General features: G+C 75.0%; 19 protein-coding genes. 6 read left to right on the forward strand and 13 right to left on the reverse strand.

Annotated features, from left to right (window positions below):
- Window positions 1-130 precede the first annotated feature (130 nt).
- Both ACWCYY_RS33690 and ACWCYY_RS33695 read right to left on the reverse strand, forming a co-directional pair.
- Complete coding sequence (locus ACWCYY_RS33690; RefSeq protein WP_449798177.1) at window positions 131-1,549, reverse strand: HEAT repeat domain-containing protein; 1,419 nt, start codon at window positions 1,547-1,549, stop codon at window positions 131-133.
- A 321-nt stretch (window positions 1,550-1,870) separates the two neighbouring features.
- On the reverse strand, window positions 1,871-3,346 hold the full coding sequence (locus ACWCYY_RS33695; RefSeq protein WP_449798178.1) for a DNA-binding protein NsdB: 1,476 nt from the start codon (window positions 3,344-3,346) through the stop codon (window positions 1,871-1,873).
- 434 nt (window positions 3,347-3,780) lie between these two features.
- Between ACWCYY_RS33695 and ACWCYY_RS33700 the strand changes: the two genes are divergently transcribed.
- Window positions 3,781-4,920 carry an aminoglycoside phosphotransferase family protein gene (locus ACWCYY_RS33700; RefSeq protein ID WP_449798179.1) on the forward strand — a complete coding sequence of 380 codons (1,140 nt, stop codon included), beginning with the start codon at window positions 3,781-3,783 and terminating at the stop codon, window positions 4,918-4,920.
- Window positions 4,921-5,092: 172 nt separating this feature from the next.
- On the opposite strand, the gene ACWCYY_RS33705 is transcribed toward ACWCYY_RS33700, so the two are convergent.
- The 3 genes from ACWCYY_RS33705 to ACWCYY_RS33715 form a co-directional block, all read right to left on the reverse strand.
- On the reverse strand, window positions 5,093-6,238 hold the full coding sequence (locus tag ACWCYY_RS33705) for an acyl-CoA dehydrogenase family protein (protein ID WP_449798180.1): 1,146 nt from the start codon (window positions 6,236-6,238) through the stop codon (window positions 5,093-5,095).
- Between the two features lie 304 nt (window positions 6,239-6,542).
- Complete coding sequence (locus ACWCYY_RS33710; protein ID WP_345279407.1) at window positions 6,543-7,037, reverse strand: hypothetical protein; 495 nt, start codon at window positions 7,035-7,037, stop codon at window positions 6,543-6,545.
- A 711-nt stretch (window positions 7,038-7,748) separates the two neighbouring features.
- Window positions 7,749-7,967: a DUF397 domain-containing protein gene (locus tag ACWCYY_RS33715; RefSeq protein WP_345279405.1), complete on the reverse strand. Its 219-nt coding sequence runs from the start codon at window positions 7,965-7,967 to the stop codon at window positions 7,749-7,751.
- Between the two features lie 362 nt (window positions 7,968-8,329).
- Here ACWCYY_RS33715 and ACWCYY_RS33720 point away from each other — a divergent pair, with 362 nt between their 5' ends.
- Window positions 8,330-8,728: a PTS-dependent dihydroxyacetone kinase phosphotransferase subunit DhaM gene (locus ACWCYY_RS33720; RefSeq protein WP_345279451.1), complete on the forward strand. Its 399-nt coding sequence runs from the start codon at window positions 8,330-8,332 to the stop codon at window positions 8,726-8,728.
- A 365-nt stretch (window positions 8,729-9,093) separates the two neighbouring features.
- A complete protein-coding gene (locus ACWCYY_RS33725; protein ID WP_345279403.1) occupies window positions 9,094-10,023 on the forward strand; it encodes an NAD-dependent epimerase/dehydratase family protein in 930 nt (309 codons plus the stop codon).
- A 19-nt stretch (window positions 10,024-10,042) separates the two neighbouring features.
- Here ACWCYY_RS33725 and ACWCYY_RS33730 read toward each other — a convergent pair whose 3' ends face one another.
- Window positions 10,043-10,543 (reverse strand): NUDIX hydrolase, encoded by a 501-nt coding sequence (locus ACWCYY_RS33730; RefSeq protein ID WP_449798181.1) that lies wholly within the window; start codon window positions 10,541-10,543, stop codon window positions 10,043-10,045.
- Between the two features lie 30 nt (window positions 10,544-10,573).
- Between ACWCYY_RS33730 and ACWCYY_RS33735 the strand changes: the two genes are divergently transcribed.
- Entirely contained in the window at window positions 10,574-13,495 is a 2,922-nt protein-coding gene (locus ACWCYY_RS33735; RefSeq protein ID WP_449798182.1) for an ATP-binding protein, read from the forward strand.
- A gap of 7 nt (window positions 13,496-13,502) precedes the next feature.
- On the opposite strand, the gene ACWCYY_RS33740 is transcribed toward ACWCYY_RS33735, so the two are convergent.
- The 5 genes from ACWCYY_RS33740 to ACWCYY_RS33760 form a co-directional block, all read right to left on the reverse strand.
- Window positions 13,503-14,117, reverse strand: coding sequence for an acetyltransferase (locus ACWCYY_RS33740; protein WP_345279397.1), 615 nt, complete (start codon window positions 14,115-14,117; stop codon window positions 13,503-13,505).
- Between the two features lie 158 nt (window positions 14,118-14,275).
- Complete coding sequence (locus ACWCYY_RS33745; RefSeq protein WP_449798183.1) at window positions 14,276-14,926, reverse strand: sugar transferase; 651 nt, start codon at window positions 14,924-14,926, stop codon at window positions 14,276-14,278.
- A 37-nt stretch (window positions 14,927-14,963) separates the two neighbouring features.
- Window positions 14,964-16,151 (reverse strand): glycosyltransferase family 4 protein, encoded by a 1,188-nt coding sequence (locus tag ACWCYY_RS33750; RefSeq protein ID WP_345279393.1) that lies wholly within the window; start codon window positions 16,149-16,151, stop codon window positions 14,964-14,966.
- Window positions 16,144-16,875: a polysaccharide deacetylase family protein gene (locus ACWCYY_RS33755; RefSeq protein ID WP_449798184.1), complete on the reverse strand. Its 732-nt coding sequence runs from the start codon at window positions 16,873-16,875 to the stop codon at window positions 16,144-16,146. Before ACWCYY_RS33755 ends, ACWCYY_RS33750 begins: the two co-directional genes overlap by 8 nt.
- Window positions 16,876-17,231: 356 nt before the next feature.
- Window positions 17,232-17,492 carry a hypothetical protein gene (locus ACWCYY_RS33760; RefSeq protein ID WP_345279389.1) on the reverse strand — a complete coding sequence of 87 codons (261 nt, stop codon included), beginning with the start codon at window positions 17,490-17,492 and terminating at the stop codon, window positions 17,232-17,234.
- Window positions 17,493-17,987: 495 nt separating this feature from the next.
- Between ACWCYY_RS33760 and ACWCYY_RS33765 the strand changes: the two genes are divergently transcribed.
- Complete coding sequence (locus tag ACWCYY_RS33765) at window positions 17,988-19,001, forward strand: polysaccharide deacetylase family protein (RefSeq protein ID WP_345279387.1); 1,014 nt, start codon at window positions 17,988-17,990, stop codon at window positions 18,999-19,001.
- A 203-nt stretch (window positions 19,002-19,204) separates the two neighbouring features.
- On the forward strand, window positions 19,205-20,014 hold the full coding sequence (locus tag ACWCYY_RS33770) for a pentapeptide repeat-containing protein (protein WP_345279385.1): 810 nt from the start codon (window positions 19,205-19,207) through the stop codon (window positions 20,012-20,014).
- A 36-nt stretch (window positions 20,015-20,050) separates the two neighbouring features.
- Here the strand turns inward: ACWCYY_RS33770 and aspS are convergent, their stop codons facing one another.
- Together aspS and ACWCYY_RS33780 are read right to left on the reverse strand one after the other, a co-directional pair.
- Window positions 20,051-21,367 carry an aspartate--tRNA(Asn) ligase gene (gene aspS / locus ACWCYY_RS33775; RefSeq protein WP_449798185.1) on the reverse strand — a complete coding sequence of 439 codons (1,317 nt, stop codon included), beginning with the start codon at window positions 21,365-21,367 and terminating at the stop codon, window positions 20,051-20,053.
- A 330-nt stretch (window positions 21,368-21,697) separates the two neighbouring features.
- Entirely contained in the window at window positions 21,698-22,471 is a 774-nt protein-coding gene (locus ACWCYY_RS33780) for a glutamate racemase (protein ID WP_449798186.1), read from the reverse strand.
- Window positions 22,472-22,556: the final 85 nt, after the last annotated feature.

A 22,556-nucleotide genomic window follows, 5' to 3' on the forward strand; every position in this document is an offset into this window, starting at 1 on the left:
CCCTCTCCTCTTCCCCCCCCCTCCCCCCCACCGGGTCCCCCTTCCCTCCCTGGCCCCCCGCCCCCGCCGCCCCGGACCGCCCTCCGGGCGGTCCGGGGCGCGGCCCGAGGCGGGTCCGGGCGCGGTGCCGTCAGTGGCCGGTGAGGCGGCTGCGGATGACGGTGTGGACCTCGGCCTCTTCGGCCGGGTCGGCCGCGAGGCGGCGGAGGCGTTCGAGGACGCGGACGTCGCCGGTGGTGGTGACGTGGCGGGCGGCCAGCTCGCGGGTGGCCTCCTCGCAGTCCCAGAGGCACTCGACGGCGATGCCGCGGGCGAAGTACGGGTCGGTGAGGGAGAGGGCTTTCGCGGCCCGGCCGCGCAGCTCGGAGGAGGCGGCCTCGCCGTAGACGTGGCGCAGGGCGGGGACGGCACCGGCGGCGGCCAGCCGCCCCACACCGTCGACCAAGGTCCCCAGGCCGCTGCCGTCGACCCCGCGCACGGAGATCCAGCGGCGGAGGCCGGCCACCACCAGGGGGCCGTCGGCGGCTTCGCCGGCGTCGGCGAGGAGCTGGACGGCGGCCTCGCCGAGGGCGCTGTCGGCGCCGCCGGTGGCCGGGTCGGCCCAGCGGCGGGCGTGCTCCAGGGCGGCCTCGCCGCGCATCCGGCGCAGCTCGGACAGGGCGGAGGCGACGACCCGCTCGTCGATGTCGGCGGCGGCCAGCTCGATCAGGCCGGCCGCCTCGGGATCCTGCTGGTCCACCAGGTAGCGCAGGGCCGCGGTGCGGGCGCCGGGGGCGCCGTCGCGGGCGGCGGTCAGGACGGCCCGGCGGTCCTCGGGGCGGACCACGGCGGCCAGACAGCGGGCGGCGGCGGCCGCGCGGCGCTCGGGCGAGCCGCCGGGCTCGGGCTGGTCGGCCCAGGCCAGCACGTCGTCGGTGCTCCAGCCGGGGGTGACGCCGGTGCGGTTCATCTGGCGTTGCCAGAGGTCGAAGGGTGACTGCTCGCCGGCGGCGGCGATCCGCGGGTGGTGGGCGGCCCAGAGGCGCCAGGGGCGCGGCTCGTAGGCGGCCCGGACGGCCGCTCTCAGGGCGGCGTCGCCCTCCGGGCCGGCCGGGAAGCGGCCGAGCACCAAGGGGGCCAGCGCGAGCAGCGAGCGCTCGTCGTCGTCGCGCAGCGCCAGCTCGTCCAGGGCCCAGGCCCAGTTGCTGCCGGTGGCGACGTAGCTGCGGAGCAGGGTGAGGGCGTCCCGGCGGCCGTATCCGGCCAGGTGGCCGAGGACGGCCAGGGTGAGGCCGGTGCGGCCCTCGTCCGGGTCGAGGGTGTCCTCGACGGAGTGCAGGTGCAGCTCCAGCCCGGTGAGCGGTGCCTCGAGCTCCATGTAGAGCCGGGCGTAGTAGAGGGAGCGGTTCTCGACCTGCCAGTCGGCACGGGGGTCGGATGTGACGCAGGACTCCAAGGCGGCGACCGCCTCGTGACGGTCGGCCGCGAGCGCATGCAGTTGCCCGTCACCACGGCCTCGCTGGAGGAGGCCGAGGAGGCTGGCACTGGGCGCTATCACTGGCTCGAACATGACGTCAGCATCCGTTGCGGCGGTCTAGGTGGCAACGGGATTTCCGCCGCCGGGGGTCAGGAGGGTCGAACAATGGGCGCCCGGGCGCCGGAACCACCGAAGGTTACCGCCTGACCGCCCCTTACGCACACAGGACCGATCAAGCCACCCCGCGGCCGGGCCGTCCGGACGGACACCGACGGGAACCTCCAAGGGATCCGCACAATTTCCTCGCCCCCCACCGCGCTCCGTGGCAGAGTCTGCCCACCGGCGCGGACGGACCGCCTGCTGACGGTCCGTCCGCTGTCACTCCGTCAGTTCCGACCGGGCCCCGGAGCGGGCTCAGGCCAGCCCCGGCTCGCGGCGCGGGGCGGGCATCGCGGCCTCGATCTCGGAGCGCAGCTCGGCCACGGCCGGCATCGTGCGGTAGCGCCCGGTGAGCCGGTACATGGCCCGGAGCCTGTCCCAGGTACGGGTCGAGGAGGTCTGGCCGATCGAGTTGAGCGCCAGCTTGGCGTGGGTGAGGGCGCCCTCGGGCTCGCCGGAGAGCCAGTGCACCGAGGCCAGGGTGATCTCGTCCAGCAGGCTGGAGCGCTCACGGCCGGTCCGGTGCCGCTGCTCCATCGCCTGGCGGACGTGGTGCTCGGCCCGCCGGGCCCAGCCCGGGTCGTGCTCGGCCAGGGTGCGGTAGACCAGGGCCTGCATGCCGTGCAGCTCGGCCACGTCGAAGGTGGCCATCCAGCTGGGGACCGGCAGGTCGCTGCCGCGGGTGAAGAGCTCCTCGGCCTCGCCGAGCAGCCGCCGGGTGGCCTCGGCGCGGCCGAGCGCGGCCTGCGCCCAGGCCTCCACGGTGTGCAGCATCGCCTCGGTCTGCGGGAGCATCCGGCCGTCGCCGTTCGCCCGGGCCATCCGCATCAGTTCGAGGGCGTCGTCGGCCCGGCCGAGGTGGAGCATCTGCCGGGCGGCCCGGGAGACGGCCTCGCCGGCCCGGGGCCGGTCGTCGGCCTCCCGGGCGGCCTGGGCGGCGATCACGAAGTACCGCTGGGCGGTGGGCTCCAGGCCGACGTCGTGCGACATCCAGCCCGCCAGCACCGCCAGGTTGGCGGCCACCAGCCAGAGCCGGCGCTTGGCCTGCGGCCGGATGTCGTGGGTCAACAGGCCGCCCACCTCGTTGAGTTGGCCGACCACCGCCTTGCGCTGGAGGCCGCCGCCCCGGGAGGCGTCCCAGGCCCGGAAGACCTCCACCGAGCGCTCCAGCGCCGCCACCTCGTCGTCGCCGACCGGGCCCGGCTCGTAGACGTCGAGCACCGGTCTGCCGTTGGAGCTGGTCACCATCGTCCGGGGGCCCGGACGTTCGGCCGCGTACGCCACGTCGGCGCCGCGCAGCCAGTCGTAGAGGTTGTCGCCGATGACGGCGCCCGCCGTGAGCGCGGTGCCCGCGCCCACCAGTCCGCGTCGGTTGAGCATGAGGTCCATTCCCGTGAACTCGGTGAGGACCTCGGCCGTGCGATCCGGCTCCCAGGCTGGTTCCTTGCTGCTGCTCCCGGTCCTGGAGGGCCGGTGTCGTTCGAGGCCGAGGTCCTCAGTGGTGACGACACGGCCGAGCCGCTCGGTGAACACGGCAGCCAGTACTCTGGGCACCGGGTCGCGGGGGACCTCCCCCTGCTCGATCCAGCGCCGCACCCGCGAGGTGTCGGTGGACAGCTGTTGCTGGCCCATCGCCGCGCCCCGCCGGTTCACCAGCCTCGCCAACTCGCCCTTGGACCAACCGGTCAGGGCGAAGAGGTCGGCGAATCTGGCGTTCGGCCCCTTGCTCACGTGAAGCCCCCAGGATCCTCGGCTGCCACGACAGTAGTGGCGCTGGCATGTGCCGCGCGACCATTCGCCACGCTTCGCCAGGGTCCGCCAGATGGTGCACCAGTGGCCGCCGGGTGTCAGGTAGAGATGCGCCACCCCGACTGCGGGTCGGAGCGCCGAAAACGGCCCAGGGACTGCCCTGACGCACCGTCAACGGCCGTTCCGGGGCCTCATCCGAGGGGGTGGCGCGGCCGGGTGGCGCGCAGGCGCCGGGCATGGCCAGGGCTGGCGAACGGCACGCACTCCCCAGGGTGCGGGCCGACCACCGACCCACCGTTCCGTGCCCGGCGCCTGCGCTCCACCTCCAGCCCCGGCGGCACCCAGCCGCACCGGGGAGTCCGCAGCAGACACCGGCAGAGGCCAGCCGCCGGACCGGAAGGGACCCTCACCAGCCCATGTACTCCTCAGCGACCACCGGCACCCCCACCCAGCCCCGCACCGCGCTGCGCCCCCCCACCGCGGCCGGCGGTCGTCCCGGGCCCGGCCCGGTCCCCCTCCGCGACCCCCGCGCCCTCGCCACCGCCCGCGCCCTGCTGCCGCGCCAGGCCGACCAGTACGGCAACCGCCCCGGCTCCGAGCGGCTGCTCCGCGGCCGCCCGCTGGAGACCGGCGCGGACCGCCTCGACCCGGCCGCCCTGCAGACCCCGGCCGTCCGGGCCGTCCTCGCCAACGTCGCGCGGATATGCCCTGGCTTCCTCCCGCGCCAGGTCCTGCGGGAAGGCAGCCGACACATCATCATCGCCGGCACCATCGGCCGCGCCCCCGTGGTCGCCAAGTGCCTGGCGCCGCAGGCGCTCCGCAGCGAGCACTCCGAGCAGCTGATCGAGCGCTTCCACCACGAGATCGCGGTCTACCGGGCCTTCGTCCGGCACCGTCCGCCGGTCCGCCTCCCCCGGCTGGTGGCCGCCGACCACGACCGCTGCGTCCTGGTCATGGAGCGGGTGCCGGGCCGTCAGGCCGCCCGCGAGCGCCACCCGGTGAACGCGCCCACCCCGGGCGAGCTGCGCGCGGTGCTCGGCTCGATCCGCTCGCTCAACCTCTGGCGGCCGCCGACGGACGTCTTCGGCAAGCCGCTCGACTACCAGCTGGAGATCTCCCGCTACCACTCGGTCGGGCAGCTCACCGACCGGGACGCGGGCGACCTGCGGGCCCTGCTGCACGGGCTCTCCTCGGCGCCGCTCCAGCTCTGCCACGGCGACGCGCTGCTCGGGAACGTGCTGCTCGCGCCCTCCGGGCCGGTCCTGGTCGACTGGGAGCAAGCCGGCTGGTACCTCCCGGGGTACGACCTGGCGGTCCTGTGGAGCGTCCTCTCCGGGGACACCGCGGCCCGACGGCAGATCAGCCAGCTCGCACAGTCCGGCGGGACGGTGGCGCGGGACGCGTTCCTGGTGAACCTGGTGCTGGTCCTGATGCGGGAGATCCGCCTGCACGACGTCCCGGGGGCCGGCGAGGAGCAGCGCATCATGATCCGCCGCCTCTACGACGACGCCGCCCTCGCCCGCCGGGCCGTCCGCACCGCCGTCGGCACCCGCTAGCGAACCCCGCAGGGGTTCAGGGGCGCGGGGAACTGCGCGAATCGGAAGGCACTGACCCGTGTGCCGGGTACGGAGTTTCACTTGCACGTGAGCATCCGTACCCGGCACACGGGTCGTTCCGTTCCCCTTCGCGCAGTTCCCCGCGCCCCCGGCATGACCACTTTCGCGCGCCCTAGAAGAGCCCGTCGGCCAGGCCGTCCAGGGTGGCGTCCTCGGAGGGGAGGTGGGTGCGGCCGGTGAGGAGGTCGCGGAGGTAGCGCTCCAGGGGGTGGCGGCGGCTGAGGCCGGGGTTGCCGGTGAGGGTGACGGCCTGTTGGACGGCGGCGGTGGCGGCGCGGTTGATCAGGAGCTGGGCCGCCCCGGTGCGCTGGGCGGCGGTGCGCTCGCCCCGGTCGACGCGGGCGGCCAGCCCGTGCAGGAGCTCCTCGGCCCCGATCAGCGAGGCCTCGATCTCGGCCACCGCCGCGCGGTACCGCGGCAGGGTGGAGAGCGGCTCCGTCAGGTTGGCCGGGGTACGGCGGCCCAGGAAGGTGACCAGCCACTGCTGGGCGGCCCGGGCGACGCCCAGGTGCACGGCGGAGAGGGCGAGTTCGCGCCAGGCGCGGGAGACCTGGTCGGCGGCCTCCGCCGCCGGGTCGGCTCTACGGGCGGGTGCCAGGCCCACCACCGCGTCGGCGGCCACCGCGACCTCGCTGAGCTGCACCTCCTGGCCGGCCGCCGCCCGCAGGCCCAACTGGTCCCAGACCGGGTCGAGTTCGATGCCGGGGCTGTCCCCGCGGACCAGGAACCAGCCGGTCCGCGGCGGCTCCTCCTCGGTCCGGGCCCGGACCGCCATCCAGGCCAGCGCCTCGGCCCCGGCGCACCAGCCCTTGCGGCCGTTCAGCCGCCAGCCCTGGCCGTCCCGGCGGGCCACCGTGTCGGGGCGTTGGCCGGGCTCGGCGGGCAGGGTGTTGAGCAGGGCCGGGCCGCGGCGGGATTCGGTCAGCAGGCGGCGGTAGAGCGCGGCGGGCCAGCCACCGGTGCGGGCCTGCTCCGCGTGGACCAGCAGGGTGTCGGCGGCGAGCAGGGCCACCGAGGCGTCGCCCCGGCCGAGTTGGGCCAGCAGCTGGACGGTCTCGGCCAGCCCGGCACCGGGGCCGCCGTAGCGGCGGCCGACGGTGAGGGTGAGCAGGCCGGCCTCGTGCACGGCCTCGATGCCCTGGTAGGGGAAGGTGGCGTCCCGGTCGTGCTCCTCCGCGCGGGCCGCCAGCAGGTCGACCACGCGGGGCAGGCGGGCGAGGGCGTCCGGGACGGACGGGGTGCCGTCGGTGACGGTCATGGCGGGGTGCCTCCGGGGCGGCTGCGTGGTGCGCTGCGGACTGCGGACGACGCGCCGTCACCCGCTCGGGGGGCGCGCTCGGTGCCGGGACGCGACGGTCCGGAGATTGGCTGCTTTTCAGCCCCGGAGCACGCCGCCGGAGGAGTGACTCCTCCTCAGCCGGCCGGACAGACCGCGCTCGCGGTGCGCCGCAGGTCGAGGTAGCTGCGGCGGGTCAGCAGCGGGCGGTGCGGCATGCCGGTGACTGTACGAAGCATTGATCACGAGCGTCAAGCAAGGCCCGGAAGGTGGACCTCCGGGGCCGTCAGCCCTGCTGGAACATCTCCGCCGGGAGCGGCTTGAGCAGCTGGTACAGGTCGTCCGCGATCGGACGGTCCCAGGAGGCGATGGTCACCTGGACGCCGTCGCTGCGGCCGAACTGGGCGCAGAACACGCGCTCCTCACTGACCTTCACCTTCCGGACGATCAGCAGGTCGTCGCCGAGCATCACCGGGAAGTCCTCGGCCGAGACGAAGTCGACCGGCTCCTCGTTCTCCAGCGCGGTGAGCAGCTGACGGATCTCGAACGGGACTCCGTCGGCCGCGTCGCGGGCCGGCGAGCCCTCCGGGAGGTTGCCGATGAACATCGCGGGGCCGCGGCCGCCGAACAGGTCGTACCGGAGGAAGATCCCCTGACACGAACCGTCCGGGCCGCTCATGATCATGGCGCCGAAGTCACCGGGCCAGTCGCCCGGGTCCATCGCGAGCACGTCGAAGTCCGGGCCCGCGGGGGTGCCGGAGCGGCGGCGGAGAAATGACATGACGCCATCGTACGGTGCGGTCACGCCCTGCTCACGGGGCGGGTGGGTGCTCGGGCCGAGATCCACGCTCAGAGACCAATGTTGACTCTGAGCAACCGTCCGGGCTACGTTCGGTTCAGCACGACAGCCGCTGTGGGCATCGGTCCACCGGGGGGCGGCTTGTCGCAGCGCGCCCGCGTGCGCGTTCCCTCACTGCACATAGTCGTGCGACACACCGAACCATCTGCCCAAGCGTTTTCCGCTGTCCGTCGACCGTCGAGTAGCGTCAAGCAGAGCAGGAACGACCACAGACCGCACTTCGTTTTTTCACACACAAGCCAGGTTCGCGGGGCCCCGCCCGTCGCAGCTCGCGAACCTGCCCGGTAGACCGCCGCGTGGGGGCGTGCGGATACCGGGCACCGGCACCGGACGTCGAGTCGCTCTCGATCCCGGGGCCATCCCTCCCGGCGACGCGTACCGAGGTACGTCAGGGGTTCACACGGGAGGGGGCCCGGCACTCGTGCCGGACCGCACAGCAGGCGCCGTGCCTGGACGCGTGGGGGCGTTGGGCACGGCGTCTGTCTGGTCATACTGTGAGCCGTTACTTGTCGAACAGTCAACGACTATCCGACCATCAGATTTCTTTCCGGTGTTCCGGGGCCTACGGCCGCTCCTCCGATCTGACGGAGAACCTCCAAAGCCGGGCCCCACGGGACCTGACGGAGTGTCCGCTCAGACCGGGTCGAACTCCCCGTCCCGCGCACCCAGGACGAAGGCCCGCCACTCGGCCGGTGTGAAGACCAGGACCGGACCCTCCGGCTCCCGCCCGTCCCGCATCGCGATGAAGCCGTCCACGAAGGCGATCTGCACGTCCCCCGGCCCCTGGCTGCTGGAGAGCCACTCGGCCCCGGTCAGGTCCAGATCCGGCTTCTTCTGCTCGGTCACTGACATGTCCCCTCTCCCTCTGTCGGACGAAGGCCCAGCGTAGCCAGCCCTCCCCGCCCGGGCGCCGCTTGGCACCAACCGCCGTCTCCCCAGGGGCAGATGAGCCGTTCGGGTGCGGTGAGCGGGCGTGCTGTGCTAGGAGCGGCCGTCCGAATCGTGCTGCGCGCGGCGGGCGGCTGCGAGAGGGTTGGTCCAACGACCCGTCAGACCGCGCACCGCGCAGGCCCCGAGGAGCAGCCATGGACCGCCGGGAGGACCCCCGGGCCGATGTGATCCCCATCTCACAGGCCCCCTCCGCCCCGCACCCGGCCCCCGCGGCGGCGCCCCCTCCCCCGCCGCGGCCGGGCGGGCCCGGGCAGGTCGGCCGGGTGGGCGTGGTGCTGGTCTCGCACAGCCAGCGGCTGGCCGAGGCGGTGGCCTCGCTGGCCACCGGACTGACCAGGGCGACCGACCCGGCGCCGGTGGCCGCCACCGGCGGGAGCCTGGCCGACGGCCTGGGCACCAGCGCGGTGCTGGTCGCGGCGGCGGCCCGGCGGGTGGACCAGGGGCACGGGGTGGCGGTGCTGGCCGACCTCGGCAGCGCGGTCGGCACCGTGCGGGCGCTGTTGGCCGAGGCGGACGAGCACGGACTGCCCTTCCCCGTCCGGCTGGCCGACGCCCCCTTCGTGGAGGGCGCGGTGGCGGCCGTGGCCACCGCCTCGGCCGGCGGGGACCTGGCCGCCGTGCTGGACGCGGCCGAGGAGATGTACCGCCAGCGCAAACTCTGAGCCCCGGAGGCAGGGCCGGAAGCGGTCACCCCGGGGGCGCAGGGCTCTGCTGATCTGCGGCTCCGCCGCGCGGGCGCGCTTCGGAAGGCGGCTCACCTGGGGGTTGGTGGTCATCCCGGGGGCGCGGGGAACTGCGCGCTTCGGAAGGCGGCCCACCTGCAACTGAGGGCACGTCAGCCAGTTGCACGTGCTGCCGTTCCCCCGCGCGCAGTTCCCCGCGCCCCTGGCATGGCCACCAACCCGCGCCCCCCGGGGTGGCCGCTCTGCCCCGTTTGCGGCACGTCGGGCCTGGTGCGTCGATACGATGCGGCGCAGTGCGCCCGGGGCGGGAGACCCCGGGCCGACAGGTGGGGGGAGTACGACAGATGCGGGTGGTCGTGACCGGCGGAGCCGGTTTCATCGGGGCCAACCTGGTCCGCGCGCTGCTGGACCGGCCCGAGGTGGCCGAGGTCGCGGTGGTGGACAACCTGAGCACCGGGAGCAAGGCCAACCTGGACGGTGTCGACGTGACACTGTACGAGGGAACCATCCTGGACCCGGCACTGCTGGACGAGGCCTTCGCCGGGGCCGAAGCGGTGGTGCACCTGGCCGCGCTGCCCTCGGTGCCGCGCTCGGTGGCCGATCCGCTGGCCAGCCACCACGCCAACGCGACCGGCACCCTGGAGGTGCTGGAGGCCGCCCGCCGGGCCGGCGTCGGCCACGTGACGGCGGCCTCCTCGTCCTCGGTCTACGGGGCGAACCGGGAGCTGCCCAAGCGGGAGACCATGCGGACGGCGCCGATGAGCCCGTACGCGGTCAGCAAGCTGGCCACCGAGGCGTACCTGGCGGCCTATCACCACTGCTACGGGCTGGGCGTGCTGCCGCTGCGCTTCTTCAACGTCTTCGGCCCGCTCCAGCCGGCCGGGCACGCCTACGCCGCCGTGGTCCCGGCCTTCCTGGACGCCGCGCTGGCCGGGCGGCCGCTGAGCGTGCACGGGGACGGCGGCCAGAGCCGGGACTTCACCTACGTCGGCACCGTCACCCAGGTGATCAGCGAGGCCGTGGTCCGCAAGGTGGTGCACGCCGACCCGGTCAACCTGGCCTTCGGCACCCGCACCTCGCTGCTCGAACTGATCGGCCTGCTGGGCGAGGTGCTCGGCGAGACCCCGCAGGTCGAGCACACCGACCCGCGGCCCGGCGACGTCCGCGACTCCCAGGCGGACAACGCCAGGTTGCGCGAGCTGTTCCCCGAGGTCGTGCCGGTGCCGCTGCGGGAGGGCCTGGAGCGCACGGCGGCCTGGTTCCGCACGCTCTGACCGCGCCCGTGAGGGGGTGTCAGGCCGGGTCGCCGGTGCCGGGGGTGAAGCTGAAGGCGGCCTCGGCCTTCCCTGCCAGCGCCAGTTCGAGCCGGTAGCGGACGTACTCGTCCAGCTCCAGCTCCGCCAGCTCGGCCAGGGTGAACCAGCGGACCTCGAGGGACTCGTCGTCGTTCACCCTGGCCTCGCCGGAGACGGCGCGGCAGCGGAAGGTCAGGTCCAGGTACTGGGCCCGGTCCCCGTTGGGGTAGCTCATCATCGGGGAGACCGTGACGGCGCTGAGCATCTCGGGCTCGGCCACCACGCCGGTCTCCTCGAACACCTCGCGGACCAGCCCCTCGGCGGGCTGCTCCCCCGGGTCGAGGATGCCGCCGACGATCCCCCAACGGCCGGAGTCGCTGCGGCGGTTGAGCAGCACCCGGCCCTCCTCGTCGCGGACCACGGCGCCGACGCCGGTGAGCCAGAGCGGACGGGTGCCGACGAGGGAGCGCAGTTCCGCCAGGAAGGAAGGAATAGCCATGGTCCGAGACTATGCCGTCCGGAGGTGCGCATGGACTCCCACCCGTCCCCGGAGGGCGTGCGGAACCTGATCGACGGTCAGGCCTCGATCGGGACGGTGATCCAGTCCGGCACGATCGGGCAGGTCAACCTGGCGGCCCGGGCCGAGGTGCGGACCGCGCTGGACGGGCTGCGCTCACGCGGGCGGGTGTTCGTCGGGCGGCAGCCGGAGCTCGACCGGCTGCTGGAGCTGCTCCGTCCGGAACCGTCCGCCCCGGCGGACCCCGGGGAGCCGCAGCCCGGGTCCGCAGCGGGCTCCCCCACCGCACCGGCCCGCTCACCTTCGGGCTCCGGCTCGGATCAGGGCTCCGGCTCCGGTTCCGGCTCGCTGGAGGAGCTCGCCGCCCGGCACGGGCTGTCGACCTGGGCCCCGCCTGCCCCGGGGCCGGACGGTCCCCGGACCGAGTGGCGGATGACCCGGGCCGACGGCACCTTCGGCCCGCTCCCGGAGAACCTGCGGCTGCTCGCGCGCCGGAGCCCCTCCGGACAGATGCTGCCGCTGCCCTACGCCTATCTGGAGGAGCCACCGAGCCCCGAGGAGCCGGTGCCGGCGGTGCCCGAGGCGGAACCGGGTCCGGCCGCCGTGGTGGTGATCAGCGGTCCGGGCGGGGTGGGCACCACCGAACTCGCCCTGCAGGCCGCCCACCTGGCCCGGGAGCGGGGTGACTTCCCCGGCGGTGTGCTCTTCCTCGACCTCCGGGGCCACCGGCCGGACGGCCGGGTGGAGCCCGGCGCGGCGCTCGGCACGCTGCTGGAGGCGCTCGGCGTCCCCGCCGCCGAACAGCCCGCCGGGCAGCCGGAGCGCGAGCAGCTCTACCGCTCGCTGCTGGCCGCGCGGGAGGGTGCGGTGCTCGTGGTGCTCGACGACGCGGCCACCGTGCCGCAGGTGCTCCCGCTGCTGCCGGGCGATCCGCGCACCCGGGTGCTGGTCACCTCCCGGCACTCGCTCGGTCTGCCCGGCGCCGAGGTGGTCGAGCTGGCCGCCCTCGGCCGCGCCGACGCGCTGGAGGCGCTGCGGCTGCACGTCCGGGCCTCCGGTCCGCGCGAGGGCCACCGGCAGCGGGGCCGTCGGGACGGCCGCTTCGGGCGGGAACCGGAGGCGGCCGAGGCGCTCGCCGTCCAGTGCGGGCGGCTGCCGCTGGCCCTGCGGATGGTGGCGGCACTGCTCGCCGAGGACCCGGAGCTGACCCTCGCCGAGTTGGCCGGGGAGCTGGTGGACCGGCGGACGGCGCTGGACGGCATCGCCGACCGGGAGCGGACCCTGCGGGCGGTCATCGACGTGTCGTACCGTCACCTGCCGGCGGACCAGGGCCGACTGCTGCGGCTGATGGCGCTGGTGCCCTTCCCCCTCACCACCGACACCGCCACCGCACTGGGCGGCGGATCCGAGCGGACCACCCGCCGCCTGCTGCGCGGCCTGGTCCGGTCCCATCTGGTGACCGGCAGCGGCGGAGGGCAGGGGCGCTGGGAACTGCCCGACCTGATCCGGCTCTTCCTGGAGGGGCTGCCCACCGAGCCCGCGGAGGCAGCAGAGTCCGCGGAGCTTGCGGAGGCAGCAGAGTCCGCGGAGCCCGCGGACGAGGAGGCCGCCCAGGCCCGGATCCGGCTGCTGCTGGTGTACGAGGGCCGCACCCGGGCGGCCGCCGAGGACCTGTTCGCGACCGCTCCCCGAGGTGGCCGGTCGGTGGCGGTCCGGCAGGCCCAGGCGCTGAACTGGCTGGACGAGGTGCTCGCGGAGGCGGTGCTGCTGGCCACCGGCGAGGGCCCGGCGGACCTGCGGATGCTGCTCTGCCACAACCTGGAGCGGTACCTGGAGCGCCGTCACCTGCCGGACACCGGGCTGCTGGTGGCCGAGACCCTGCTGGCGCTGACCCTCGAACTGGCCGAGACCGAGCTCCGGCCGGAGTTGGCGCGGGGACTGCCCCGGATGGTCCGGGACGCGCACTGCTCGCTGGGCTCGGCCCTGCTGGCGGTCCGTCAGCCCCGGGCCGCGGCGGCCTGCTTCGAGGAGGCCGTGGAGCGGGCCCGCGCCGACGGGGATCTCTGGGACGAGGCGCTGGCGCTCTCCGGGGTGAGCCGGGCCCTGGCCGGGCAGGACCGCGGGGAGGAGGCGGTGACCGTGCTGCGTCGGGCCCTCGCCCTGCTGGACGGCCCGCCGGAGCTGAGCCCGGAGCGGGACCCGGAGCTGGGCCCGGAGCGGGACGCCCTCCGGCTGGCGCTCGGTCGGGCCCTGCTGCGGGAGGGCGACGCCGAGGGCGCACTCGCCGAGTGGCGGCGGATCGCGGAGCCCGGGGCCTCGGACGAGGTGAACCGGGAGGTGGCGCGGGCGCTGCTCGCGCTCGACCGGGCGCCCGAGGCGGTCACGCTCCTGCGCGGGGTGCTCCGGCGGGCCACCGAGGCGGAGCAGGTGTTCCGGGCCACCTCCACCCGGCTCGCGCTGGGCGAGGCCCTGGTGGCGGCGGGCGAGGCGGCCGAGGCCGCCGAGGTGCTGCGGGTCGTCGAACTGGCGGGCGCCATGAACGAGGACCACTGGCTGGTCGCCCGTTCCTGGCGGTGGCTGGCCACGGCCCACCGGGAGCTCGGCGAGCCGGACCGGGCCGGTGAACTCCTCCGGCACGCCGTCGCGCTGGCCCGGCGGACCGACGACGCCGAGCTGCTGGTGGAGATCGGCAATGCCCGGCAGGTGGCCGAGGAGCCGGCGGAGGCGGCGCAGGCCTGGGGGCTCGCGGTGGACTGCCTGGTGCGCACCGGCGACCTGCCCGGGGCCCGCTCGGTGCTCGGCCAGGCGGCCGACGCGCTGGAGCGGCTGGACGGCCGGCCCGAGCTGCGGGAGCTGGTGCCGGAGCTGCGGGCCCGGGCGGCGGCGTTGGCCGAGCTGGAGCGCGGGCTCGCGGCGGAGACCGGGGCGGGCTGACCGTCCGTCAGGCGGGCGGTGCCATGGGCCGGGCCGGGGAGCCGATCACCGTGGTGCCGTCCGGGACGTCCCGGGTGACCACGGCGGCGGCACCGACGAAGGCCAGCCGGCCGAGCTTGCGGCCCTGGAGCACGACGGCGTTGCTGCCGACGGTGGCGCCGGGCTCGGCGTGCACGGAGCCGGAGACGTTGCCGCCCGGATAGACCGTCACCAGCTCGGTCAGCACGGTGTCGTGACCGACCGTCGCGTTGTAGTGCACCTGGCTGTGCGGCCCGATCCGGACGTTGCTGGAGACGTACGCCCCGCCCATCACCAGGCAGCCCGGCCCGAGCGTGGTCTCCGGGCCGACGATCGCCCGGGGGTGCACCAGCGTGGCGGCCCGGCCGCCGAGGCCGTCCAGGAGCGCGGCCAGCCGCTCCCGCACCCCGGGGTCGGCGATCCCGATCAGGTACGGCGCGCCGGCGGGCAGCTCGGCCGGCGCCAGCACCGGCAGCCCGCGCACCGTGCCGCCCTGCGCCCGGTCGTCGAGGAAGCCGGCCACCGGCACTCCGGCGGCGAGGGCGGTGTCCAGCGCCTCGCGGCCGACGCCGCCGGCTCCGGCGATCCACAGGGACTCGGTCATGAATGGTGTCCTCTCGGGCAAACGTGGCTACGCCCTCGGGGGCGCGGGGAACTGCGCGGGTCGGAAGGCGGCTCACCGGCAACTGAACCACCATCGGCCAGTTGCCGGTGCTGCCTTTCCACCGCGCGCAGTTCCCCGCGCCCCCGGTGTGGCCACTGTCAGGAGGCCTCCTCGACCGGGATGCGCGGGGCCGTGGCCTGACGGGGAAGGACGATGCGGGTCGTGGTGGTGGCGACCGGGACGGGGAAGCCCGGGTTGACGCCGCCGGCGGCGGTGATGCCGGTGGGGCGCAGGAGCATGCGGGCGGTCATGGCGAGGATCCGGAGGTCCAGGCCGAGGGAGCGCCTGGCGATGTACTCCAGGTCCAGCTCGATCCGCTCGGGCCAGGTGATGGAGTTGCGGCCCTTGACCTGGGCCCAGCCGGTGAGGCCGGGCCGGACGGCGAGACGGCCGCGCTGCCGCTCGGAGTAGTGGACGACCTGCTCGGGCAGGGTGGGCCGGGGGCCGATCACGCCCATGTCGCCGCGCACCACGTTCCACAGCTGCGGCAGCTCGTCGAGACTGGTCTTGCGGAGCAGGGCGCCGAGCCGGGTGATCCGGGGAGCGTCCGGCTCGTCGGGGTGGTGCTTGTCCCGCATGGTGCGGAACTTGAGGATGCTGAACTCCTGACCGGCCCGGCCGGTCCGGGTCTGTCGGAAGATCACCGGGCCGCCCATGGTGCAGCGGATCAGGATCGCGATCACCAGTCCCAGCGGGAGCGCGATGCTCCCGGCCAGCACGGTGACCACGAGGTCCCCCCCTCGCTTCATCTTCTTCTCCCCCAGCGGGTGTGGTGGTGAGGTGGCGTCAGCCGACCGGCCAGGCCAACCGCTTGGCTCTGGCCACCGCGGCGTAGGTCTCCAGCGAGACCCGCGCGACGGCGCGTTGGTCGAACGTGGCCAGGGCGCGGCGACGGGCGGCCGCGCCCAGCTGCTCACGCAGGTCCGGCTCGGTGAGGAGCCGGTCCAGCGCGGTGGTGAGGGCCCGGGCGTCGCCGGGCGGGGTGAGCAGCAGGTGCTCGCCGTGGGTGCCGATCTCGCGGCACCCGCGGATGTCGCTCAGCACCATCGGCAGACCGCTGGCGGCGGCCTCCATGGCGGAGCGGGAGAACCCCTCCCGGTAGGAGGGGAGAACGAAGACGTCGAGCGCGGCGTAGACCTGCGGCATGTCGGAGCGGCTGCCGAGGTACTCGACGCCCCGCTCCTCCTCGGCCAGCGCGTCCGGCTTGTCCGCGTCCTGCGGGCCGACCCAGACGAACCGGGCCTTCCCGGCCAGGGCGCGGGCCGCCTCGGCGTACTCGACGATGCCCTTCTCGGCGACCCGGCGGCCGACCCCGCCGACCAGCAACTCGTCGTCCGCGACGCCCAGTCCGGCCCTGATCCGGGCCCGGGCCTCGGGGTCGGCGCCGAAGCGGGAGAGGTCCACGCCGTTGCCCACCACCCTGGAGCGGCGGGCCGGGACGGCGCGCGAGAGGGTCTTGCGGTCCTCGCCGTTCTGGTAGAGCTCGGCGTGCGAGAAGCGGGCCGCGAAGGCCTCGGCGCCCAGCACGAAGGCCCGTTTGGCGATCGGGTCGTGGGCCTGGGCCCAGAGGCCGTGGCAGGTGTTGACCACCACCGGCACCCCGGCCAGCCGGCCGAGGATCCGGCCCATCACGCCGGTCTTGGGGTTGTGGGTGTGCAGCACGTCGGGCTCGATCCGGCGCAGCACCGCGAGCAGTTCGCGGGCGGCGGCCAGGTCGGCCTTCGGCTCCCAGGCGCGGGTCAGCGCGTGGAGCGGCTCGTGCCGGACCCCGATCGCGGTGAGCTGCTCGACGTAGGGGCCGGGGGCGCTGATGCCGTAGGTCTCGAAGCCGGCCTCCAGGTCCACCTTGAGCTCGGTGGCCAGCAGCAGCTGGAGGCTCATGTCGACGGTGGTGAGGTGGGCGACCCTGAGCGGGCGGCCGTGCGGGCCGCGCAGGCGGGGTGACGGGGCACCGGGTGACAGGGCGTCAGGCACGGGCGCCGACCGCCTTCGCGGTGGCCACGATCCGGGCATAGGCCCGTTCGGGTATCAGGCGGCCGTAGAGCTTGGCCCGGTAGAAGTCGATCGGGTCGGTGCGCCGGACCGGCACCCGGGCGAACCGGGCCGGGTCGAAGCCGGGCAGGTTGCGGCCGACCTGGCCGGTGGCCGAGGTGCGGAAGCGGGCCCGCAGGGCGGCGTCCAGGTGCGGGACGGGGATGCCCCAGGTGTAGGCGAAGTGCCGGGGCCGCACGCCGAGGCGCTCCTCGATGTCGTCGTTGCACCCGTCCAGCTCGTCGGTGGAGAGCAGTTCGGGACGGACGTGGGTGCGGGTGTGGTTGGCCACCGTGCACAGGCCGGAGTCGACCAGCTCGCGCAGCTGCTCCCAGCTGAGGCCGGGCGCGCCGGTGTCCTTGGCGGTGGCGCCCTCCCAGCGCATCGGGCCGCCGACCTGACCGCTGGCCAGGTAGATGGTGAAGGGCAGGCCGCGCTCCTTGAGCAGCGGCCAGGCGTTCTCGTACACGTCGGCGAAGCCGTCGTCGAAGGTGATCACGGTGCTGGGGGTGCGGCGGCCGGCCGCGAGGCGGTCGGCGGCCTCGTCGAGACCGGTCACCCGGCCGGGCGGCAGCTCGGCGAGCAGGTCCATCTGGGCGGTGAAGTCGGCCGTGGTGACGTCGAGTTCGTCGCTGGATCCGCCGCCCACCCGGTGGTAGATGAGCACCGTGGCACCCTCGCCGGGGACGGCCCCGGCAGCCCGTGCCAACTGCTGTTTCACCCTGCCCCGGATGCCTCCGGACGCAGCACTGCCCGCCATCGTTCCCCCCTCGGCGCCACCCTCCCCGGCGGCGCAAGTGGCCTTGCGCCCGGCAGCGGTCGGCGGCCGGGCGAGCCCAGACTAGGGGGATGCGTGGGGCTGGTGCCGGGAACTTGTGAAAGAAAAGCGCAGATAGGCCGAAAATCGGCCGGTCCGATCAGAACGCGGCACCGCGCGGTGCCGGAGGTGTCACGCAGCGCTGCCCTTCGGCGCGCCGGGGCCCGTCAGCACACTCGGAGCCCGCCAGGAGGCGCCTGAGCCCGTCAGAGCGCCGATCCGCCGTTCGGGCGGAGGCGGGCGAACGCGACCCGGGCCAGCAGCAGCACCCCGGCCGCCAGGCAGCCGGCGACCGCCATCACCCAGGCTGCGGGGCCGTCGCTCTCCGGGACCAGCACGGCGGTGAGGATGCCCATCGCGATGCAGGCCGCACCGACGGCGGCCAGCGCGAGCTGGTGACGGTGCAGAGCGGCACCGCCGAACAGCCGGGCCACCGTGCCGCCATGATCACGTTCTGTCTCGCTCATGCCACCCAAGGTATACCCGCGGGACCGCGGACGGGAGCCGGTGAACACGCTCCCGGCGCACTCCCGCACGCCCCCGCAGGCCTCCCGCACGCTGCCGCGAAATCTTGCCGAAGGCCGTACAACCATCGGTGGCCGTCGGCTGTCTCCACTACATTGAACGATCCAGATCCAGGCCCGCTCCGACGGTCCGCCGGGTGCCCACACACCCGGAGGCCGCAGGTGCGGGCCGAGCAGCACGCCGGGCAGTCCGGCACCCGGCGGGGCGCGAGCAGGAGCAGCGTCCGAGGCGTTCCCGCCGGTTGCAGGTCCGTCCGGTCAGCGATGCAGGCCTTCCGTGGCACGGGTTGGGAGTCCCCACCACGGTCGGCCGGGCCGAGGGCGGCGCCGCCGCGCCACGGCAGCCGGGGCACGGCCAGGTCGCCCCGGTGGTACCGCCACGCCGCACCGGCGACCGAGGGGGGCCCAGTGCCGCAGTCCGACAGCACCGTCACCACCATGACCAGCCGTCCCACCGACCGCACACCGTCCGTGACCGTCCCTGCCGTTCCCGCCACCACCACCGGCGCCGACGGCACCGAGGGCCCCGCCGACCGCGACCGCGGCGGCTGGCTGCGCTTCTCGCCCGCCCAACCGCTCTTCCGCGCCCGGGCCGCCCAGCGGCTCGCGGTGCTCGCCTACCACGGCGTGACCGACCCCGGCTCCTTCGGCGCCCAGCTCGACCGGCTGCGCCGCCTCGCCACCCCGGTCTCGCTCCAGGACGTCGAGCGCTCGATCGCCGAGGGACGCCCGCTGCCGCCGCGCTCGGTGCTCATCACCTTCGACGACGCCGACCGCACCGTCCTCACCCACGCCCTGCCCGAGCTGAAGGCCCGTCGGATCCCGGCGGCCGCCTTCGTGATCGCCGAGCTGATCGGCACCGAGCGCCCGTTCTGGTGGCACGAGGCCGCCTTCCTCGCCCGCAACGGCGGCCAGGCCCGCTCGCTGCGCAGTCTGGCCCGGCCGGACCAGCTGCTGGCCCGCCTGAAGACCCTGCCCGACCCGGACCGGCGGCGCAGCCTCGCCGAGCTGCGGGTCAGTGCGCACCGGCGGCCGCCGGGGCAGCAGCAGCTCTCCCCCGCGGACCTGCGGGAGCTGAGGGACGGTCAGGTGGCGATCGGCAACCACACCCTGGGGCACCCCTGCCTCAGCCAGTGCGACGACGCCACCGTGGAGGCCGAGATCACCGGTGCCCACCGGGCCCTCAGCGGCTGGCTGGGCGAGGCGCCCACCGCCTTCGCCTACCCCAACGGCGGCTACGACCCGCGGGCCGACACCCTGCTCCGCCAGCTCGGCTACCACCTCGGCTTCCTCTCCGACCACCGCCTGGGGCCCCGGCTGCCCGAGCACCCGCTGCGGATCAGCCGCCTCCAGGTCGACTGCACCACCAGCGCCCGCCGCTTCGACACCATCCTCTCGGGGCTGGAGCCGGCGGTGCAGCGCCTCTGCGGCAGACCTGCGGTCGCCGACTGAGACGTACGTGGCCACACCTCTGGGGGCGCGGGGAACTGCGCGAACCGGGAGGCGGCGCACCGGCAACTGAACCGCCGTCAGCCAGTTGCACGTGCTGCCGTTCCCCTGCGCGCAGTTCCCCGCGCCCCTGCGGGGCGCAGCCCGGTGCGCGTCACCGCGTACATTGGGGCGGTTGTCCGTCCTAGTTTTCCGGGAGCACGTCCGTGGTGGCCGAAGGTCTTGAGCTGGTGTCCGACTGTGCGAACTGCTTCGGGCTGTGCTGCGTGGCCCTGCCGTTCGCGAAGTCGGCGGACTTCGCTGTGAACAAGACCGCCGGGACGCCGTGCCGGAACCTCCAGGAGGACTTCCGGTGCGGGATCCACACCAAGCTCCGCACCTCGGGCTTCACCGGCTGCACCGTCTTCGACTGCCTGGGCGCCGGCCAGAAGGTCTCCCAGCTGACCTACGGCGGCCGCAGCTGGCGGGAGGACCCGTCCAGCGCCGCCGAGATGTTCGAGGTCTTCCCGGTGGTGCGGCAGCTGCACGAGCTGCTGCGCTACCTGACCGAGGCCGCCGCCCTCCCTCACCTGGGCTCCGTACGGGCCGAGCTGGAGGCGGAGCTGGCGGAGGTCGGCGGGCTGACCCGCGGCGCCCCGGCCGAGCTGCTGGCGGTGGACGTGCCGACGGTGCGTCAGCGGGTGAGCGAGACGCTGCTGCGCGCCAGTGAGCTGTACCGGGCCGCCGTCCCCGGCAAGAAGCGCAACCACCGCGGCGCCGACCTGATCGGGGCCCGCCTGGCGGGGGCCAAGCTGCGCGGGGCCAACCTGCGCGGCGCCTACCTGATCGCCGCCGACCTGCGGAAGGCGGACCTGCGGGAGGCCGACCTGATCGGCGCCGACCTGCGGGACGCCAACCTGGCGGGGGCGGACCTGACGGGTGCCCTGTTCCTCCTCCAGGCCCAGCTGAACGCGGCCCGCGGCGACGCCGCCACCGTCCTCCCGGCCGGCCTGGAGCGCCCGGCCCACTGGGCCTGATCCCCCCGACCCGCGCGGGCCGGGGGGACGGGTACGTCAGGGGGCCAGCCGGTGCGGCCCGCGGAAGAGGAAGACCGCCTCGCGGATCGACTCCAGCCCCAGCATCACCATCAGCAGCCGGGCCAGCCCGGCGCCGAAGCCGCCGTGCGGCGGGCACCCGAAGCGGAACACGTCCAGGTACTCCCGCATGGGGCCGGTCTCCATCCCCTTCTCAGCCGCCTGCGCCAGCAGCACCTCGGAGCGGTGCTCGCGCTGGGCACCGGTGGTGACCTCCAGCCCCTTCCAGAGCAGGTCGAAGCTGAGCGTGAGGTCGGGCCGGCCTTCGGGCCGCCGGTGGTAGAAGGGCCGGATCGCCGCCGGGTAGTGGGTGACGAAGAGGAACTCGTGGCCGAAGCGCTCCCGCGCGTACGCGGCGATCCGCCGCTCGCCCTCGGGGTCGAGGTCCTGCTTCTCCCCCTCCGGGTCCCAGCCGCCGGCCCGCAGCACCTCCTGGGCCTCGGCCATGGTCAGCCGGGGGAACGGGACCTGAGGGACCACCACCTCCACGCCGAGGACCTCGCGGACCGCCTCGCCGTGCGCCTCGGCGACCCTGCCGACCGCGTGGGCCAGCATGGCCTCCTCGAAGGCCATCACGTCCTCGACCCCGTCGGTCCAGGCCAGCTCGACGTCCAGGCCGGTGAACTCGGTGGCGTGCCGGGAGGTGTGCGAGGGCTCGGCCCGGAAGACCGGCCCGATCTCCAGCACCCGGTCGATCCCGGCGGCCACCGCCATCTGCTTGTAGAACTGCGGCGACTGCGCCAGGTACGCGGAGCGGTCGAAGTAGCCGACCCGGAACACCTCGGCCCCGGACTCGGAGGCCGAGCCCATCAGCTTGGGGGTGTGCATCTCGGTGCAGCCCTCGGCCACCGCGTACTCGCGCACGGCCTGTTCGAAGGTGGTCTGCACGGCGAACAGCAGCTGGGCGGCGGCCCGGCGGCGGACGTCCAGGAAGCGGTGGTCGAGCCGCTGCTCGGGGCCGGTCCGGTCGTCGATCGGCAGCGGGGTCTCGGCGAGGCCGAGCACCTCGACCCGCTCGGGGACGATCTCCAGGCCGCCCAGCTTCACCTGAGGGGCCGTCACCAGCCGGCCGGTGATCCGGACGGCGGACTCGGGAGTGAGGGAGTCGAGCACGGCCTCCAGCTCACCACCGTCGCGGCGGTGGGTGACCTGGACCTGGCCGGTGTGGTCGCGCAGCACCAGGAACTGCATGGCGCGTTGGAGCCGTAGGGCGTGCACCCAGCCGGCGACCGTGACCGTGTCGTCGAGGCGGGTGGGGAGGCCGGAGCAGAGGGTCCGGCTCGTCGGGTGGATCATCGCAGCCTCCGTGGCTGTCGTCATGATCCCTTGGGAGTGCGGGCGAGAAGGGTGCTCGCGGTACCACCGCACTTTCGCCGCCCCGCGCGGGGGCGGCCTCGGGTCGCCCGGTGACGGGGGCGGGCCGGCGGGGCATGGGGCCCGGACGGGCCGTTCCTCCCCGCACTCGGGAGGGTCTTCACCTCGGACGCGAGTCCGCCTTCACAGCTTCCGGCGGCTCTCTCGGCTCGCGTGGGTCCTCGGCTACTCGTCTCCTTCGACGCGTTGCGACGAGAGTAGGCACCGCCCCGGCCCCCGGCAAGGGACTTTCCGGGGCGGCCGGCCCCGGGGTCAGCGGGCCTGGGCGAGGGCCGTCAGCAGCCGGCCCTCGGGGTAGGTCAGGGCGGCGGCGGGCAGCGCGGCGGTGCGGCCGGTGTGCAGCACCGTCAGGGTGCCGGAGCCCTCCGGGGTCCCGTCGGCGATCCGGCGCAGCGCCTGGGCGGCGACCGCGTCGGCCGAGCCGTGGAAGACCGGCCGGGAGCCCCGGGCGTCCACGGCGTCCCGGATCTGATCCACCACCAGCTCGTAGTGGGTGCAGCCGAGCACCAGCACCTCCGTCCCCGCCGGGGTGCGGGAGGCCGCGTCGGCCACGGCGGCGGCGATGTCCGCCGCGTCGGCCCGTTCGACCGCGTCGGCCAGGCCCGGGCAGGCCACCTCGGTGATCTCGGCCGAGCCGCCGAACTCCCGGATCAGGCCGCGCTGGTAGGGGCTTCCGGTGGTCGCGGGGGTGGCCCAGATCGCCACCCGGCCGCCCCGGGCGGCGGCCGGCTTGATCGCCGGGACGGTGCCGATCACCGGCAGCCGCGGCTCCAGCTCGGCCCGGATCGCGTCCAGTGCGTGCACCGAGGCGGTGTTGCAGGCCACCACCAGGGCGTCCGGCTCCAGCTCGGCGGCGGCCCGCGCGCAGGCCAGCGCGTGCTCGCTGAGGTCCTCGGGCGTCCGGGGGCCCCAGGGCATCCCGTCCGGGTCGGAGGAGAGCACCAGGTCGGCGTCGGGGCGCAGCCGCCGCAGGGCCGCGGCCGCGGCGAGCAGGCCGATTCCGGAGTCCATCAGTGCGATCTTCACAGCTCACGACTCTACTGGACCGGCCCCGCCGCCCGGCCGCCGGTGACTGCTCCGGGGCGGGCCTTCCAAGGACCGGACGGGCGTT

Source organism: Kitasatospora sp. NPDC001664 (assembly GCF_053596675.1).

Excerpts from the sequence above, each read along its gene's own strand:
- ACWCYY_RS33725 (WP_345279403.1), top strand. The coding sequence starts at position 9,094 with ATGCGGGTGGTCGTGACCGGCGGAGCCGGTTTCATCGGGGCCAACCTG.
- ACWCYY_RS33735 (WP_449798182.1), top strand. The coding sequence starts at position 10,574 with ATGGACTCCCACCCGTCCCCGGAGGGCGTGCGGAACCTGATCGACGGT.
- aspS (WP_449798185.1), bottom strand. The coding sequence starts at position 21,367 with ATGATCCACCCGACGAGCCGGACCCTCTGCTCCGGCCTCCCCACCCGC.
- ACWCYY_RS33690 (WP_449798177.1), bottom strand. The coding sequence starts at position 1,549 with ATGTTCGAGCCAGTGATAGCGCCCAGTGCCAGCCTCCTCGGCCTCCTC.
- ACWCYY_RS33730 (WP_449798181.1), bottom strand. The coding sequence starts at position 10,543 with ATGGCTATTCCTTCCTTCCTGGCGGAACTGCGCTCCCTCGTCGGCACC.
- ACWCYY_RS33740 (WP_345279397.1), bottom strand. The coding sequence starts at position 14,117 with ATGACCGAGTCCCTGTGGATCGCCGGAGCCGGCGGCGTCGGCCGCGAG.
- ACWCYY_RS33765 (WP_345279387.1), top strand. The coding sequence starts at position 17,988 with ATGACCAGCCGTCCCACCGACCGCACACCGTCCGTGACCGTCCCTGCC.
- ACWCYY_RS33745 (WP_449798183.1), bottom strand. The coding sequence starts at position 14,926 with ATGAAGCGAGGGGGGGACCTCGTGGTCACCGTGCTGGCCGGGAGCATC.
- ACWCYY_RS33700 (WP_449798179.1), top strand. The coding sequence starts at position 3,781 with ATGTACTCCTCAGCGACCACCGGCACCCCCACCCAGCCCCGCACCGCG.
- ACWCYY_RS33710 (WP_345279407.1), bottom strand. The coding sequence starts at position 7,037 with ATGTCATTTCTCCGCCGCCGCTCCGGCACCCCCGCGGGCCCGGACTTC.
- ACWCYY_RS33705 (WP_449798180.1), bottom strand. The coding sequence starts at position 6,238 with ATGACCGTCACCGACGGCACCCCGTCCGTCCCGGACGCCCTCGCCCGC.
- ACWCYY_RS33715 (WP_345279405.1), bottom strand. The coding sequence starts at position 7,967 with ATGTCAGTGACCGAGCAGAAGAAGCCGGATCTGGACCTGACCGGGGCC.
- ACWCYY_RS33760 (WP_345279389.1), bottom strand. The coding sequence starts at position 17,492 with ATGAGCGAGACAGAACGTGATCATGGCGGCACGGTGGCCCGGCTGTTC.